The following is a 15,826-nucleotide window of genomic DNA, read 5'->3' on the forward strand; positions in this document are numbered from 1 at the left end:
CGGTCACGCCTGGCCGATCGACAGATGTCCGCTTCAATCCTCCGGAGGCGGAGGTGTCTGGATGCGCGCGCGCCTCAGGCCAGCGTCGTCCCGCCGTCCACGACCCAGGCCGCACCATTCAGGTGCGCGGCCTCGCCGGACGCGAGGAAAGCAACGACGTTCGCGACATCCTGCGGCCGGCCATGCGCCGTCGCACGGCTTTGGCGCAATGCAATGCCGCCGTCGCGCGCCTGGCTTTCCAATTCCCGGATCATGCGCGACTCCACCGGTCCGGGCAGAACGGCGTTGACCCTGATCCTGGTCCCGGCGACATCGAGCGCCGCCGTGCGTGTCAGCCCGAGCACGGCGTGCTTGGAGGCGACATAGCCGGCGAGGCCTGCGCGCCCCCGGATCGCCGAAGTCGATGCGGTGTTGATGATGGCGCCGGTGCCGCGCTGCATCATCCTGGCGAGCACGTGCTTGAGGCCGAGGAACACGCCCTTGACGTTCACTTGCAGCACGCGATCGAAGGTTTCGTCGGGATATTCGTGGAGAGGAGCGACGACGCCCTCGATGCCGGCGTTGTTGGCGAAGATGCCGATCGGCCCCAGGCGCGTTTCGACCGCCTCGACGAACGCGATCGTATCCGACGCGAGCGAGACGTCCGCGCGAATGGCGAGCGCCCTCGCCCCGCCCTGCTCGACCAGTTGCGCGGTGGCGCGTGCGGCCGCCTCGTCGCGGTCGACGATCGCGACCGCGGCGCTCATCTGCGCCAGCCTGAGCGCAATCGCACGCCCGATATCGCCCCCGCCGCCTGTGACCAGCGCGACTGGCGGCCGGTCAGTGCCGCTCACGACTTCAGGAACTCGCAGCCGCCATCCGCGAGAGGACGCCAGGCCTCGGCCGGCGCGATGGTCTTGACCAGCTTGTAATAGTCCCAGGGATATTTGGAAGCTTCGGGGGTCTTCACCTCGAACAGATACATGTTGTGCAGCTTGCGACCGTCGGCGCGCACGCTGCCCTTGCCGAACAGGGGATCGTCGGTCGGCAGCTTCTTCATCTGCTCGACCACCGCCTTGCCGTCGCTGGAGGCCCCGAGCGCGTCGACGGCCTTGAGGTAGTGCAGCGTCGTGGCATAGGCGCCCGCATGCAGCGCGGTGGGATAGCGGCCGTTGTTGCGCGGCGCGAAGCGCTTCGTCCAGGCGCGCGTGTCGTCATTCAGATCCCAGTAGAAGGATTCGGTGAACTGCAGGCCCTGCGCGATCTTGAGGCCGAGCGAATGCACGTCGCTGAGATACAGCACCGTCGCGACGACGCGCTGGCCACCTTGCGGAATGCCGAACTCGACCGCCTGCTTGATGGAGTTGATGGTGTCGCCGCCGGCATTGATCAACGCGATGATCTCCGCCTTCGACGACTGGGCCTGCAGCAGAAAGGAGGAGAAGTCCTGCGTGTTGATCGGGGTGCGGACCCCGCCGAGAACCTTGCCGCCGGATTTCTGCACGACGTTCTTGATGTCGCCTTCCATGGCATGGCCGAAGGCATAGTCCGCCGTGAGCAGGAACCAGCTCTTGCCGCCGCTCTCGACGACGGCGCGCGCGACGCCCGACGAGAGCGCGTAGGTATCGTAGGTCCAGTGCACGAGATTGGGCGAGCAGGACTTGCCGGTCAGGTCCGACGACGAGGCGCCGGACACCAGCAGCGTCTTGTTGTTCTGCTGCACGATGTTACGGACCGCGAGTGCGACAGCTGAATTCGGCGCGTCGACGATGACATCGACCCCCTGGCGATCGATCCATTCGCGCGCGATGTTGGCGCCTACATCGGCCTTGTTCATGTGATCACCGCTGATGATCTCGATCGGCCGGGTCATCTTCGGACCGGACGCCTGGAAATCCTCGACCGCCATTTTCGCCGCCAGCAGCGAGCCCGGGCCGGTGACATCGGCATAGAGGCTGGACATGTCCGTCAGCACGCCGATGCGGAGCGGCTTCGTCTCCTGGGCCCGTGCGCCGAGGCCCGTCATGCCCAGCGCCAATCCGCCGGCGCCGGCCAGCAGCCGGCGGCGGCTCACCCGAAATCGTCCTTCCATGTCGAATCCCTCCTTTGCCTCGTGCGTGTTTCTTCCCGGTATTTGCCGCCCGCACGTCCATCGCGCGCAGGCTGATCTTGTCGTCAGGGAATGAGCCGCTCGATGAGCCGCCGGTCCTCGACCTCGAATCCGCCGCCATAGACCTCCGACACCATGAAATGCGCGCCGAGGATTTCCGGCTCGAGATCGGCAATCGGATCGTACTCGCTGGCGTGCAGCGTCATCGCGGCACGCCCCGGCACCGGCTTCGAGTATTTCAACGGGGTGCGGCGATAGGCGATGTCCGCATAGGCGATGCCGAGCCGCTCGGGATGCGGCAGCCGGCGCACATGGATTTCGCCGGCCGGCAATTCGTCGCCATCGACGATGCGGACGACGGGTGCGGATGCATCCGGCGTGAAGGCGAAATCGGCCAGCGGAATACCGCGGCGCCGGACCCATCCGGTGATCGAGCCGTCCGGATGCTCTTCGAAGGCGTAATGGGCGTCCTTCTTGGTGTAGCCGAACACCTCGCGCCCGGCGCAGATCCCCATGGGATCGCTGCAGTACATGAAGATGTGCGTCTCGGTGAACAGCCCCTTGTAGCGGACCGGCACCGAGATCATCAGGTCGAACATCTCGCCCGCGTGGACCGCCAGGGAGTGGCCGGGCGAACGCATGAAGCGGAAGGCGACGCGATCGCCGGCGATCTCGAACGGCGTGTCGGCCAGCAGGGAAGCGACCTTGCCCGGCGCGACGCGGGTCATGATCTCGACAGTCCGCAGGGTGCAGCCCCACTCGACGGGATAGGCCGGTGAATAGGGCGGATTGACCCCGCTGTTCGGCTTGAGCCGGTACTGCGCAAACATGCGTCGAGCTGGATCGTCGGGATCGGCCACGGTCATCGGGTCCGCCTCCTCTCTTTGTTCATATATGATTTTTAACTTTCATATATGAAATACAAGGCGAGTCAAGCAGCCGACCCCAGAGCGGTTCCGCACTCGTCGAATCGATTGGCGCCGGCTGGCGAAAATCCCTAACGTCGCCCTCAACCCCAAAACGCCGAATCGCTTCCCGATGCCGCCTGCGGAACAACTCAACAACGCGTTCGAATTCACCGTCTCCGAGCTTTCGCAGTCCCTGAAGCGGACGGTGGAGGACACCTATGGCCATGTCCGGGTCCGCGGCGAGATTTCGGGCTTTCGCGGCGCGCATTCCTCCGGCCATTGCTATTTCGCGCTCAAGGACGAGAGCGCCAAGATCGAGGCGGTGATCTGGAAGGGCGTGCACGGACGGATGCGCTTCAAGCCCCAGGAGGGGCTCGAGGTCATCGCCACCGGCAAGCTCACGACCTATCCGGGCTCCTCGAAATACCAAATCGTGATCGAGGCGCTGGAGCCGGCCGGCATCGGCGCGCTGATGGCGCTGATGGAGGAGCGCAAGAAGAAGCTCGCCGCGGAAGGCCTGTTCGACGAGGCGCGCAAGCAGCTGCTGCCCTGGCTGCCGGAGGTGATCGGCGTCGTGACCTCGCCGACCGGCGCCGTCATCCGCGACATCCTGCATCGGCTGGAGGACCGCTTTCCCCGCCGCGTGCTGGTGTGGCCGGTGAAGGTGCAGGGCGACGGCTCGGCCGAGCAGGTCGCGGCCGCGATCCGCGGCTTCAACGCGCTGCCCGAGGGCGGCAAGATCCCGCGGCCCGACGTGCTGATCGTCGCGCGCGGCGGCGGCTCGCTGGAGGATCTCTGGTCGTTCAACGAGGAGGTCGTGGTGCGCGCGGCCGCCGACAGCATGATCCCGCTGATCTCGGCGGTGGGGCACGAGACCGACATCACGCTGATCGACTTCGTCGCCGACAAGCGCGCACCGACGCCGACGGCGGCGGCCGAGATGGCGGTGCCGGTGCGCAGCGAATTGTTCGTCGAGGTCGCCGATCTCGGCCGCCGCACCCGCGCCTATTGGCAGCGCGCCCAGGAGAGCCGCCGCAGCGAACTGCGCGCCGCCGCTCGTGCATTGCCGGCGGCGGGCGATCTGCTCGCGATCCCGCGGCAGCGGCTGGATTCGGCGGGCGCTTCGCTGCCCCGCTGCCTCAAGGCCAACACGCATGCGCATTTCCGCCGGTTCGCCGCGGCCAGCGCGAAGCTGACGCTGCGGGTGCTGCACGGGCAGATCTCGCAGGCCGATCATCGCCTCACGGTTTGCGGCGAGCGGCTTGGTCTCTCCGCGCGCGCGCTGCTGCGACGGCGGCGCGACCGCTTCGCGGGACTGGAGGTGCGGCTGCGCGCCTCGAAGCTTGCGAATGCGCAGGCCCAGCGCAACGCGATTGCCCGCCAGCGCGAGCGCACCCATCGCCTCGGCGAGCGCGCCGGCCGCGCGCTGGTCACGCTGCTGCAGCGGCTGGAGGCCCGCGTCGAGAACAGCGGCAAGCTGCTCTCCGCGCTGTCCTATCGCAGCGTGCTCGCGCGCGGCTTTGCGCTGGTGCGCGACGAGGCCGGCCATCCCCTGCATGCGGCGGAGTCGATCGGTCCCGGCGCTCGCGTCGAGATCGAATTCGCCGATGGCCGCGTCGGCGCGACGGCGGATGCGGATCGCGCGGCCCCCGCCGCAAAGCGCGCGCCGCCGCAACCCAAGCCGGCTGCACAGGATGCCAAGCCCGCGCCGAAGCGCCTGGCCAAGCCGGTGGATCAGGGCAGTTTGTTCTGAGGCACGAGGACGGCGCTCCACCCTCGCTGTCATTCCCCGCGAAAGCGGGGAATCCAGTACGCCGCGGCTCCTCGGTAAATCACAGCCGCCTCGGCGTACTGGATCGCCCGGTCAAGCCGGGCGATGACAGCGGAGTGTGTGGCTACAGCTCGCCTACCGGCAGGACAGTCCCGCGTCGATCGTGGTCCAGAAGCCGCAATGTTCCGGCGCCAGCATGGGCGCGCCGGCGCGGGCTTCGAACAGGAAGATCGCGACGGTGAAGACGATCAGGGCGGAGGCGAAGAGAACGATGCGGTTGCGCATGTGAGATGCGTTTAATCCACATCGTGGTCGAATGATGGCACGGCCATGTGCTGAAACCGCGGCAATGCGCGTTCCGTAGATTCACGGTCGGCCATTTCCGTGCAGGGCGGTGGTCGATGCGGGGCTGCCCGCCTGACGTTGTTCCCCGGGCGGCCCCGCTTTGATGGGCCCCGTAGCCCGCATGAGCGCAGCGATATGCGGGAACAGTCTTCCCGGATGTCGCTTCGCTCATCCGGGCTACTGGAGCTTCATCACCGCGCCAGCCAGCGCGCGACGTCCTTCTGCGATTCCGCGCGCGCCTCGGCGTCCATGCCGAAATGGCCGCGCTCGGGCGCGGCGGCGTCGCTGCTGCCGGCAGGTGCGTGCAGCGGCATGTTGGCGCGGTCGAAATCGTGATCGGCGCCGGGATAGACCACGATGCGCGCGAGCGCGCTGCGGCCGCGCGCCCCGTCCACCATCTGGCGGCAGGCCGGCGGCGACGACACGTCGTCATCCGCGCCGATCAGCACAAGCGTCGGTACCCGCGTGCTCCACCCCAGGCCCGCCGAGATCCGGCAATCCGGATAGAACGCGATCGCGGCGCGGAAATCCGGACCGAGATCGCGCGCTGCGCTCTGCGGGCGCACGGCCCAGAGCAGTGCGCTCGCGCCGTTGGCCCAGCCGATCAGGCTGACGCGGTCGTGCGCGACCCAGGCCTGCTTCATCAGCCAGGCGCGTGAGGCCGCGATATCGGCGACGCGTTCGCGCCGCGCCTTGACATGCATCTCCCTGACGCGGCATTGCGGCCCGAGCTCGCGCGAGCCGTAGCTGTCAGGCAGCAGCACCGCATTGCCCGCCTTGAGCAGGCGCTCGGCCCAGTCTCGATAGCGCGGCAGCACGGGATCGGAATGGCCACCGAGGCCGCCGCAGCCATGCAGCGCGATCACGGTCGGAAACGGGCCTGCACCTTCCGGCTTGTAGAGCTGCGCATGGAGGACCCCGGACGCGAGCGGAATGTCGACCGGCTGCGGCGCCGGTGCGGCATGCGCGGCCGATATCAGCAGCGTCAGGAACAGGGCGGTCAGTCGAAAGCGCATCGGACTCTGCCGGAGAAGATGCCGGAACCAGCGATCCTTCGCTCGAAGCCTTATCACGCAGAAACGGCGGTAAAACATCACGAACCGGTGGGTTTGACGGGCGGACAAGCCACCCTATCTATGCTACATCCAAGCCAACACATCGTGCCCTCCAGGGTTCTTCCTGGAAGGGGCCTTCCACGGAGACTTTCGACCGTGCTGAACAAGTTCGGCCCCTCGGGCCATGGCGAAGCGCAGGTGCAGTATCTCGACGGCGATTTCCGCGTGATCTCGCCGGGGACTTTCGTGCGCTGCGCGATCACCGACACGCGGATCCCGCTCGACGAGTTGAAGTACTGGAGCGTGGATCTGCAGGAGGCCTACGCCACACCCGTCGCGGTGCTGCAGCGGCATTTCCCCGGCGCGCTCAAGCCGCAGCCGTAAGGCCCGCGGCGCGCGGCTATTGCTGCGCCGTGCCATCCGACGAGCCTGCGCAGGTCTTGACGAAATCCTTCCGGGCCTCTCCGACGATTTTCTGATCGATCGCCTGCTTCAGGCAATCGACCCGCGCCTGCGCCATGCAGAGCTGCCGCTGGTCGCGCCTGTCCTGTCCCTTCAGGTTCTGCGTCGTCGCCAGGCACGTGACCCGCTTGGTTGCGGGAACCGGCACCGTCACTGCTGGAGCAGCGGACGGCATCGTTTGCGCAGCAAACACAGGCGCAATGATCAGACACACAAGGCTGGCGGCGACAGTCGCGGACGGCAATTTCATCGCATTCTCCCGATCGTCCGAACCGATAGAAGTCTTGCGATGAATGCCGCCTGAATGACCTGCAAGACCGAGAAGACGCAGCAACGCGCCCGGTGCAGCTTATGACGAAGCACAGGCATTAGTGCTTCGCGTCCCGACGATGTTCGCGTGCCTGATCTGGCGGTCTCGCAGCCGTGATCTCCGTGCCGCTCCGAGTTGCATCGAACAGTTGCGTGCACTCCGCGGCGAGTCATTTCACGCTGTGGTTGGATTCTTCGTTGCCGTTCGGCGCCCTAAAGTTGTTTGATGAAATCTTGGCGAAACAGATCGCTGCTAAAGTGCATGTTAGGTAATCAGCCCTGTTCCATTTTGCGCGCAGACGATCAGATCAAACCAAACAGCCATCGAGCTTCGGAATTGGCACAGTCTGTGAACGGGCTCATACCGAAGAGCCATCTGACGGGCTATGATCATCTCGAAAATTCGCGGTGGAATTTCTGTAAATTGAAAGTCAAACGATGGGGGTGATCATGCCCACCATACTAGACCTGCTCTATCGTGAATATTGCCGCGCCCGTCTCGCCGAGATGCGCAAGCAGCTTCTGATCGCAGCTGAACGCTCTGAAGCTCGCGAAGCGGAACATCATCCTGCGAAGCAGGACGATGATGAGAGAACGGACGCACGCCGCAAGACCGGTCAGGGCATGCCGAACTGAAGCGGCCGCAAGACCGGCGATCACTCCCGTATGGCAGTGACCAGGCAACTGGCGAACAGTTTGGGAGTCAGCAATGAATACACCCGAATGCTACACTGTCATCGTGGCCTGCATGTCGTGCGCGACCATCGTCGCATTGATGGCGGTCGGGGCGTGGTGAGCAAGCGCCCTCGTTGCAGACATGGTTCTGGCTTCGACATGAGCACAGCCGCCGCGTCGTTTCGGCTGCGGCGGCTGCGCGTCAGATCCGGATATCAGCTTCCAGGCGGGGTATACGAAGAACGCAGCTTCGCCGCGTTCTGACGGACCTGCTTGATCTCGTCCTGCGTGAACAACCTAACCAGTTTCACGTCCTGCAGGGTGCCCGCCGTGACGGTCAGGCCGGAAATGGCCGGAGCCGCACTGGGATCAGGCACATCGAAGATCACCAGAACGCCAGGGCCGTCGGCCGCAACGCTGTACATTGAAATCAGCTTTCCACCGGCCGCTTCAATGAGCTTCCTGGCGGCCTCCTGGCGATTGGTTGCCGGGTTTTCCAGGATGGCGTTGAGAGCGCGTGGTGTGTATTGGCCGGTGAGGCAAAAATGCATGGCATGTTCTCCTCTGCTCTTGGCAATGACTCTCCCTGCCGCTCCGAACTGGTCGTTGCGGCCGTCGCATCTGAAATAATAAGATCGCGCCCGCCGTGGGCATAAACGCCGTCTATGATTGCCGGGAGTTCGGCACGTCCTGGTGACGGCTCTCATGAAAGGCTACATCAACTGCCAAGAGCGCGGAAGAGAATTCGTCACCCGCGACACGTCGCTGTATGAGCTATGGCAGAGACGCTTGCCTAGAGCATTTCATGTTTTGATAGAAGCGTATCCAGCGTTTTCGAAGTAGTTGCTGCATTCGTTGGGCTGGATGGTTGTGATGAGGTCGCCGATATGGCGGCAAATGTCGTCAACCGTGCGTTTCTGGGCGGGCGAAGGTCTGTTCGATCGGATTGAGGTCGGGGGAGTATGGCGGCAGATACCAGAGCCTGGCGCCGGCCGCTTTGATCAGGCTGCGCAGGGCAACAGACTTGTGGCTGCCGAGATTGTCCATGATGACGATGTCGCCCGGCTGAAGCTGCGGGACGAGAACCTGCTGAACATAGGCGCGGAAGCATTCGCCGTTGATTGGGCCGTCGAACAGGCAAGGGGCGGTGAGACGGTCACAGCGCAAGGCGCCAAGGAATGTCAGCGTCCGCCAATGACCAGGTGGCGTGAAGCTCCGCACCCGCTCGCCTTTTGGCCCCCATCCGCGTAATGGAGCCATGTTGGTCTTGATCCAGGTCTCGTCGATAAAGACCAGGCGTCGAGGGTCGAGATTGGCCTGCCATGAGCGCCAGCGCTGGCGTCTACGTGCGATGTCGGAGCGAGCCCGCTCGAGCGCGAGCAGCGTTTTTTTTGAACCGCAGCCCTTCGCGGCGCAGGAACGTCCAAACCGCATTGTGGGAGACCTTGACCCCGCGCGCGGCGAGTTCGTCCTTGAGGGCGTGCAGCGTCAAATGCGGCGTCTGACTGATCCTCTCCTTGATGAAGGCGCGATGCGGCTCAAGAACGGGCTTGCGATGGCCGCCCATCTTGCCAGGGGCCACTGAGCCGGTCGCTCGATAACGTTGCGACCACTTCACAACTGACGACACCGCAACGCCAAACCGCGATGCCACCGAACGACAGCTCTCGCCCTTTGCAACCGCCGCAACCGCCCGTTTACGCAGATCATTGGATATCGGTCGGACCATCGGATGCTGGCCTCCAGCCCAGCCAGCATCTTGAATCATATTCGTCCGAAATCGGGAATCCCTCCCGATTCAATCAAGCCATGAACCGCTCTAGTGCATGAGATCAACGCGCGCTGAACCGCCGCTCGCGCGCCCTGTAGAGATGATCGCTGATCAATTGCCGCAGCTTTGCCGGCTCGTCGAACTCGAGCTGAACTGCGAATGGCACGATGCCCTCGGGCACGTCCGCGCGGCCACGCAGGCGTGCAAGGTCTTTCTCCGTCGTCACCAGCGTGAGCTGCTCGCGCCGCGCGTCCGCTGCAAGCGCTGCGATCTCGTCCTGCGAAAACACGTGGTGGTCGGCGAAGGCGCGCGTGCGCGCGACCGCGATGCCGCTGGCGTGCAGGCTGCGAAAGAAGCGCTCGGGGTCGCCGATGCCGGCGAAGGCGAACACCTTCTTGCCAAGGAGCTGCGCGACCGAGTCCGCATTGGGCTTCAGGCGAGCCCGCAGCTCCGGCTTGTCGCGCTTGGCAAGCTCGGCCGCGACATCGTTGGCGGCACGGCCATCGCCGATCAGCACCAGCGCGTCGGTGCGCGCGAGCTGCGCCTGCAACGGCGCGCGCAGGGGGCCGGCGGGAAACACCTGGCTGTTGCCGAGGCCGCGCTCGCTGTCGATCACGATCAGCGACACGTCCTTCAGAAGGCGCGGGTTCTGGAAACCGTCATCCATCACGATCACGGTGGCGCCCTGCGATTTCGCCAGCGCGACGCCGTCGAGGCGGTCGCGCGCGACTGCGACCGGGACGTCACGCGCCATCATCAGGGGCTCGTCGCCGACGTCGGCCGCGGTATGACGGGCGCCGTCGACCATCACCGGACCCTTCAGGTGCCCGCCATAGCCGCGGCTGAGCACGACCGGCGTCTCGCCGAGCTCGCGAAGCAGCTTCGTCAGCGCCAGCACGGTCGGCGTCTTGCCGGCGCCGCCGACATGGTAGTTGCCGACGCAGATCACGGGAATGCCGGCGTCCACGCCGTCGCGCTGCATGCGCCATGCGGTGACGGCGCCGTAGAGCGCACCCAGCGGAAAGAGGACATGCGATAGCGGAGAATGTGGCCGGTACCAGAAGGCCGGCTCACGCATTCGCGGCCCCCATCTCGATCCGCAACTGCAGCAGATACGGCTCGAGCGCGGTCATGGTGCGGTCGAGCGCACCGCCGAGCTGCTCGACCACGCCTGCGCCTGCGCGTTGCATCTTGTCGCGCACCATCGGCTCGGCCAGGAGCAGGCCGAGCTGCTTGACCAGCGCCTCCTGGGTATCGGCCTGGCGCGCCCCGCCGCTGCCGTCGAGCGCTTCATAGACGTCGGCGAAGTTGAAGACGTGCGGACCGTGGACGATCGCCGCGCCGAGCTTGATCGCCTCGATCGGATTCTGGCCGCCATGGTGGATCAGCGACCCGCCCATGAACACGATCGGCGAGAGACGATAGAACAGGCCGAGCTCGCCCATGGTGTCGGCAACATAGACGTCGGTCGTGGCCGTCGGCAGTTCCTCGCGCGAGCGTGAGCTCGGCGTCAGGCCGGAGGACGTGACCAGGCCCGCGATCGCGGAGCCGCGATCCGGATGCCGCGGCACGATCACGGTGAGAAGCTGCGGGAAGAAACCAACGAGGCTGCGATGCGCGGCGATCAGCATCTCGTCCTCGCCCGGATGGGTCGAGGCCGCGACGATGATCGGACGCCCGCGCGTCATCGCCATCAGCCGTTCGAGCTTTGCGGGATCGGCCGGCGGCGCCGGCACGTCCAGCTTCAGATTGCCCGTGGTGACGACGTCGCGGCCGCCGAGCGCGGAAAAGCGCTCGGCATCAGTCTTCGACTGCGCAAGACAAATGTCGAACCGCGACAGCAGCGCCGAGATGGTGCCGTGCATGCGCCGCCAGCGCGGGAAGGAGCGCGGCGACATTCGTCCGTTGATCAGCACCATCGGCACCCGGCGCGCCGCCCCGGCGAGGATCAGGTTCGGCCACAGGTCGGATTCGATGAACAGCGCCAGCGACGGCTTCCAGTGATCGAGGAAGCGCGCGACATAGCGCGGAGAGTCGTACGGTACGTATTGATGGATCACGTCAGGCGGAAAGCGCTTTGCCGCCACCGCCGCCGAGGTGACGGTGCCCGAGGTGAGCAGGATGCGCAGATTGAGATCACGCAGGCGCCCGACCAGCGCCGCGGCGGCCAGCACCTCGCCGACGCTGGCGCCGTGGATCCAGACCAGCGGGCCATGCGGCCGCACGTCGCGGGACAGCCCCCGCCGCTCGCCGACGCGCGCGGGATCCTCCTTACCCTGTTTCAGCCGCCGCTTGATCAGTGCAGGCGCAAGCGGCACCAGGCCGGAGGCCAGGCGCCGATACATCCGCAGCGTGATCGGCAGCGCAATGGGCAGCGACTTAGGCATCTTCCGGTCCCGGACGGCCGAGTTGGGCGTAGGCGCGGCGGGTCGCTTCGTTCAACGTGTCTTCCAGCTCCTGCCGCAACGCTTCCATCGTGGCGGCGTCGGCATCCGGAGGAACGTGGATTTCCTTGATGCCGACCAGTGCGCCGCGCCCGAATGGCAAATTGATGGTGGTGCGGTCCCAGTTCTTGAGCCGGACGAAGCGACTGGTCGCCATCGCGAAAGGCATGATCGGCCGTCCCGATTCCCGTGCCAGCATGATAATGCCGAGCCCCGCCACGCGCGAGCGCTTGGGGACATCGGCGGTCAACGCGACATTACAACCGGCCTGAAGCGTCCGCACCATTTCCTTGAAGGCGCCCACACCCCCCTTGCGATGGAACGCGCCGCCATGGTCGCCGGAGCCGCGGATGGTGCCGATGCCGAGCCGTTCGGCCGCGATCGCATTGAACTCACCGTCGCGATGCCGGGAGATCAGGACCTTGGCCCGATAGGAGGCCTTGTTCTGGTTCTTGATGAAGGGCGTCAGGAAATGCTGGCCGTGCCAGAACGCGAAGATCGCAGGGAGCTGCGGCTCGACGCGTTCATAGACGTCCGGGGGATCGAACGTGAACCTGTTGGTCCGCCAGACCAGACGCAGATATTCGGCCGCCAGGACCCCAACGGCACGCTGAAACCAGCTGCTTCGCAGCGTATTGCGAAGCAGTCTTTTCAACGCGCCGGTTCTTGATTCGGGTCGAGCAGCCGGTGGAGATGGACGATGAAATAGCGCATCTGGGCGTTGTCGACCGTGCTCTGCGCCTTGGCCCGCCAGGCGGCGTGGGCGGCGGCATAGTTCGGATAGAGGCCGACGATGTCGACGTCGTCCAGATTCTTGAAGATGTTGTGCTCGAGATCGACGAGCTCGCCGCCGATGACGAGGTGGAGCAGTTGTTGCGGGGCACTATCTGGCATGAGTTCTTTTCCTAACGGGCTGCCCGGCAAAGCAGTGTCCGACAAGCACGACGAAGCGCTTCAGGCTAAGGGACGGTTGCGAAAATGCGCGACAATGCCCGCATGACGATCGCGTCCCGCTGCCACCAGCACTCCGTGCGCCACTTCCCGGCGGTTATAGAGGATGGGTTCTCCGGAGAGGTCGCTCATCCTACCATCCGCTTCCTGCACGATCAAATCGGCCGCCGCAAGGTCCCAATCATGGCTGTTGCCCCCCGCAAAAGCCGCATCCAGCGCGCCATGGGCCACCCGGCACAGCCGCAACGCCAGCGAGCCGATTCGCCGATGCAGCTTGATCTCGCCGAGTGACGGCTTCAGCCGCTCGACCAGGGGCTTCGGGCCGGCGACGCGGGCGAAGTCGAGCTCGGATCCGGACGTCGCCCGCACCGGCTTGTCGTTGAGCGTCGTGCCCTGGCCGCGCACCGCGAAGAAGAACTCGTCGCTCGCTGGTGCAAACACCGCGGCGAGAACGGGCGAGGCGTCCTCCACCAGCGCCACGCTGACGCACCACTCGTCATGACCGCCCAGATAATTGCGCGTGCCGTCGATGGGATCGACGATCCATGTCAGCCGCCGCGATAGCCGTGCCGCATCGTCGGCGCTCTCCTCCGACAGCCAGCCATAGTCGGGTGTCGCCGCGCGCAGGCGCGCTTCGAGGAGATCGTTGACCGCGATGTCGGCCTCCGACACGGGGGAGGACGCGCCCTTGGTCCACCTCCTCAGCTCGGTGCGAAACATCGACTGCGCGAGCGCGCCCGCTTCCCGCACCGTGTCCTTCAGCAGCGCCGCGTCGCGGATCAGGATGGTTTCATCGAGAGAGTGCGCGTCAGCGTCCGCCAAGCGTCAAACCCTCGATGCGCACCGTCGGCGCATTGATGCCGTAGCGGAACTCGAGATTGTTCGCGGGCTGCATCGACTTGAAGATCTCGAACAGATGCCCGGCGATCGTGACTTCGCTGACGGGATAGGTGATCTCGCCGTTCTCGATCCAGAAACCGGAGGCGCCGCGGCTGTAATCGCCGGTGACGCCGTTGACGCCGGAGCCGATCAGATCGGTAACGTAGAAACCCTGCTTGATGTCGGAGATCAGCTCGGCCGGTGTCGGCGTGCCGGGCTCGAGATGCAGATTGTACGGCCCGGGCGACGGCGAGGAGGAGACGCCGCGATGGGCATGGCCGGTGGTGGCGAGGCCGAGCTCGCGCGCGGTGGCGCAATCGAGCAGCCAGGTCGTCAGCACGCCTTCGTCGACCAGCGCGGTCCTCTTCACCGCGACGCCCTCTGCATCGAAGGTCTGCGACCGCAGGCCGCGCTTGCGCAAGGGATCGTCGATGATGCGGATGTTCTTGGCGAATAGCTGCTGGCCGAGCCTGTCCTTCAGGAAGCTGGTCTTGCGCGCGATCGAGGCGCCGTTGATGGCGCCGACGAGGTGGCCGACCAGGGAGCCGGCAACACGCGGATCGAACACGACCGGGACCTTGCAGGTCTCGACCTTGCGCGGATTGTAGCGCGCCACGGTGCGCTCGCCGGCGGAACGGCCGACCGTCTCCGGCGACAACAGATCGGCGCCGTGCGGCGCCGAGGTGAAGTCGTAGTCGCGCTCCATGCCGGTGCCTTCGCCCGATATGGCGGTGGCGGAAATGCCCTGGCTGGAGCGCAGATAAGAGCCGTGGAAGCCGGTCGAAGTCACGAGCACCATGCCGCCGATGCCGGCGGAAGCCGAGGCGCCGCCGGATTTGGTCACGCCCTTGACGGCGAGCGCCGCAGCCTCGGCCGCGAGCGCGCGGCGCTCGAGCTCGGCGGTCGCCGGCACATCGGGATCGAGCAGGTCGAGATCGGGGAAATCGCGCGCGAGCAACGCGGGATCGGCGAGGCCGACATATTTGTCGTCGGGCGCCACGCGCGCCATCGCGACCGCGCGTTCGGCGAGCTTGGTCACGGCATCGCCGCTGACGTCGTTGGTCGATACCACCGCCTGGCGCTGGCCGACCAGCACGCGCAGGCCGACATCGTCGCCCTCGGACCGCTCGGATTCCTCGACACGGCCGTCGCGGACCTCGACGCCCTGCGAGACGCCGCGCACCGCGACCGCATCGGCCGCATCCGCCCCCGCGCGCCTGGCCGCCTCGACCAGCCGCTGCGCGAGATCGGAGAGCGCGGACTGATCGAACAGGTCGCGATTGGCCTGCGACGATGTTTGGGTCGAAAGCGTCGAGCTTGGTGCAGAGTTCACGAACGAAATCCTGTTGGGGCGGGGGTTCGGGACCGGAACCCACAGATGTGCCCTGGTAGCGCGGACTTCAAGCATTTTCAGCCCGCCAAAAGCTCAGATTCGCAACTTCGGCGCAACGTCTCGTCAATCATGCGCGCCAAGGTCTTGTCAATCATGAGCAGCGGTGACGGTGGGTTAACCAGGCTTTTTAAGCGGTTTCGGAAAGGCACGCGCTAAGGTCCTCGCATCGACCGGGAACATAATCCCGGCGGGGAGAACTAAAGCCGTGAGGCGTCAAACAGCAACATGCGGGATCGCTCCCGCCGGGTCGAGCCGCTCCTTGCGGCTCGACCCCCTTTCCCTTCCGGTCCGCTTCGATGCGCATGACCCGCGCGCCGACGGACATGTCAGGCAGATCGAGCTTCATCGCGAGCGTGTCGTGCTGCGCCGTGCCGTCCGCGGCATGCAGATGGCGATCAACGTGCGCGTTGCCGACTTCACCGGCGTCGCCTTGCGCGGCAATGACGACGCGCAGACGCTCGTCCTCGTGCATCGCGATCCCTCGCTGTCCATTCCGCTGCTGGTCGGCGCCGATGCCGACGAGATCATGCAAGCCTGGGCGATCTGGAGCGAGCTCTTCGCGCTGCCGCAGCTCGACGAAGGCGCCCGCAAGCCCGCGCCGCGCCGTCGCCGCGCCAACGCGATCCGCGCCCGCCGCCCGAAATTCCTGATGCGCCGGCGTGTCGCCATGGCGCGCGAGCTGCCGGTTCACCAGGGCGAGCGCGAGATCATCGCGCGGAATTAAGCGGCAGCCCCAGGTGCCGTAGGGTGGGCAAAGCGAAGCGTGCCCACCTT

17 protein-coding genes and 1 pseudogene are annotated in these 15,826 nt (G+C 65.8%); 4 read left to right on the forward strand and 14 right to left on the reverse strand.

The features are described 5' to 3' along the window. Positions 1–74: 74 nt before the first annotated feature. The 3 genes from ABIF91_RS10895 to ABIF91_RS10905 form a co-directional block, all read right to left on the reverse strand. Positions 75–833 (reverse strand): SDR family NAD(P)-dependent oxidoreductase, encoded by a 759-nt coding sequence (locus tag ABIF91_RS10895; RefSeq protein ID WP_424579150.1) that lies wholly within the window; start codon positions 831–833, stop codon positions 75–77. Then, positions 830–2,005 (reverse strand): ABC transporter substrate-binding protein, encoded by a 1,176-nt coding sequence (locus ABIF91_RS10900; RefSeq protein ID WP_085966611.1) that lies wholly within the window; start codon positions 2,003–2,005, stop codon positions 830–832. Before ABIF91_RS10900 ends, ABIF91_RS10895 begins: the two co-directional genes overlap by 4 nt. Before the next feature lie 149 nt (positions 2,006–2,154). Then, positions 2,155–2,955 carry an acetoacetate decarboxylase family protein gene (locus ABIF91_RS10905; RefSeq protein ID WP_202802238.1) on the reverse strand — a complete coding sequence of 267 codons (801 nt, stop codon included), beginning with the start codon at positions 2,953–2,955 and terminating at the stop codon, positions 2,155–2,157. Positions 2,956–3,127: 172 nt separating this feature from the next. Here ABIF91_RS10905 and xseA point away from each other — a divergent pair, with 172 nt between their 5' ends. Further along, the gene (xseA, locus tag ABIF91_RS10910) at positions 3,128–4,750 is read left to right on the forward strand and encodes an exodeoxyribonuclease VII large subunit (RefSeq protein WP_028181259.1); all 1,623 of its coding nucleotides are present in this window, start codon (positions 3,128–3,130) and stop codon (positions 4,748–4,750) included. Between the two features lie 153 nt (positions 4,751–4,903). Here the strand turns inward: xseA and ABIF91_RS10915 are convergent, their stop codons facing one another. Together ABIF91_RS10915 and ABIF91_RS10920 are read right to left on the reverse strand one after the other, a co-directional pair. Next, entirely contained in the window at positions 4,904–5,053 is a 150-nt protein-coding gene (locus tag ABIF91_RS10915) for a hypothetical protein (protein ID WP_162832052.1), read from the reverse strand. 251 nt (positions 5,054–5,304) lie between these two features. Continuing rightward, positions 5,305–6,129 carry a dienelactone hydrolase family protein gene (locus tag ABIF91_RS10920; RefSeq protein WP_028181258.1) on the reverse strand — a complete coding sequence of 275 codons (825 nt, stop codon included), beginning with the start codon at positions 6,127–6,129 and terminating at the stop codon, positions 5,305–5,307. Between the two features lie 195 nt (positions 6,130–6,324). Between ABIF91_RS10920 and ABIF91_RS10925 the strand changes: the two genes are divergently transcribed. Next, on the forward strand, positions 6,325–6,552 hold the full coding sequence (locus tag ABIF91_RS10925) for a DUF2093 domain-containing protein (protein WP_028181257.1): 228 nt from the start codon (positions 6,325–6,327) through the stop codon (positions 6,550–6,552). A gap of 16 nt (positions 6,553–6,568) precedes the next feature. Here ABIF91_RS10925 and ABIF91_RS10930 read toward each other — a convergent pair whose 3' ends face one another. After that, entirely contained in the window at positions 6,569–6,880 is a 312-nt protein-coding gene (locus tag ABIF91_RS10930) for a hypothetical protein (RefSeq protein WP_028181256.1), read from the reverse strand. Between the two features lie 497 nt (positions 6,881–7,377). On the opposite strand from ABIF91_RS10930, the gene ABIF91_RS10935 reads away from it, so the two are divergent. After that, positions 7,378–7,575 (forward strand): hypothetical protein, encoded by a 198-nt coding sequence (locus ABIF91_RS10935; RefSeq protein WP_035678297.1) that lies wholly within the window; start codon positions 7,378–7,380, stop codon positions 7,573–7,575. 254 nt (positions 7,576–7,829) lie between these two features. Here ABIF91_RS10935 and ABIF91_RS10940 read toward each other — a convergent pair whose 3' ends face one another. From ABIF91_RS10940 to ABIF91_RS10975, 8 genes and pseudogenes are all read right to left on the reverse strand, one after another. Beyond that, on the reverse strand, positions 7,830–8,165 hold the full coding sequence (locus tag ABIF91_RS10940) for a GYD domain-containing protein (RefSeq protein ID WP_028181254.1): 336 nt from the start codon (positions 8,163–8,165) through the stop codon (positions 7,830–7,832). 252 nt (positions 8,166–8,417) lie between these two features. Continuing rightward, a pseudogene (locus ABIF91_RS10945) lies at positions 8,418–9,343 on the reverse strand (IS630 family transposase). Positions 9,344–9,446: 103 nt separating this feature from the next. Beyond that, the gene (gene lpxK / locus ABIF91_RS10950) at positions 9,447–10,463 is read right to left on the reverse strand and encodes a tetraacyldisaccharide 4'-kinase (protein WP_028179578.1); all 1,017 of its coding nucleotides are present in this window, start codon (positions 10,461–10,463) and stop codon (positions 9,447–9,449) included. Further along, the gene (locus ABIF91_RS10955; RefSeq protein WP_028179577.1) at positions 10,456–11,772 is read right to left on the reverse strand and encodes a 3-deoxy-D-manno-octulosonic acid transferase; all 1,317 of its coding nucleotides are present in this window, start codon (positions 11,770–11,772) and stop codon (positions 10,456–10,458) included. Before ABIF91_RS10955 ends, lpxK begins: the two co-directional genes overlap by 8 nt. Continuing rightward, entirely contained in the window at positions 11,765–12,484 is a 720-nt protein-coding gene (locus tag ABIF91_RS10960; protein WP_028179576.1) for a lysophospholipid acyltransferase family protein, read from the reverse strand. The genes ABIF91_RS10955 and ABIF91_RS10960 overlap by 8 nt, the downstream gene beginning before the upstream one ends. After that, a complete protein-coding gene (locus tag ABIF91_RS10965) occupies positions 12,481–12,723 on the reverse strand; it encodes a DUF4170 domain-containing protein (RefSeq protein ID WP_028179575.1) in 243 nt (80 codons plus the stop codon). Before ABIF91_RS10965 ends, ABIF91_RS10960 begins: the two co-directional genes overlap by 4 nt. 60 nt (positions 12,724–12,783) lie before the next feature. Beyond that, positions 12,784–13,602, reverse strand: coding sequence for a 3'(2'),5'-bisphosphate nucleotidase CysQ (locus ABIF91_RS10970; RefSeq protein WP_028179574.1), 819 nt, complete (start codon positions 13,600–13,602; stop codon positions 12,784–12,786). Continuing rightward, entirely contained in the window at positions 13,589–14,992 is a 1,404-nt protein-coding gene (locus ABIF91_RS10975; protein WP_028179573.1) for a TldD/PmbA family protein, read from the reverse strand. Before ABIF91_RS10975 ends, ABIF91_RS10970 begins: the two co-directional genes overlap by 14 nt. A gap of 265 nt (positions 14,993–15,257) precedes the next feature. Here ABIF91_RS10975 and ABIF91_RS10980 point away from each other — a divergent pair, with 265 nt between their 5' ends. Next, positions 15,258–15,776, forward strand: a complete 519-nt coding sequence (locus ABIF91_RS10980) for a DUF6101 family protein (protein ID WP_035696821.1) — start codon at positions 15,258–15,260, stop codon at positions 15,774–15,776. The last annotated feature ends 50 nt before the right edge of the window (positions 15,777–15,826 follow it).

It is taken from the genome of Bradyrhizobium sp. USDA 241 (genome assembly GCF_049739505.1).
Taxonomy (GTDB): domain Bacteria; phylum Pseudomonadota; class Alphaproteobacteria; order Rhizobiales; family Xanthobacteraceae; genus Bradyrhizobium; species Bradyrhizobium liaoningense.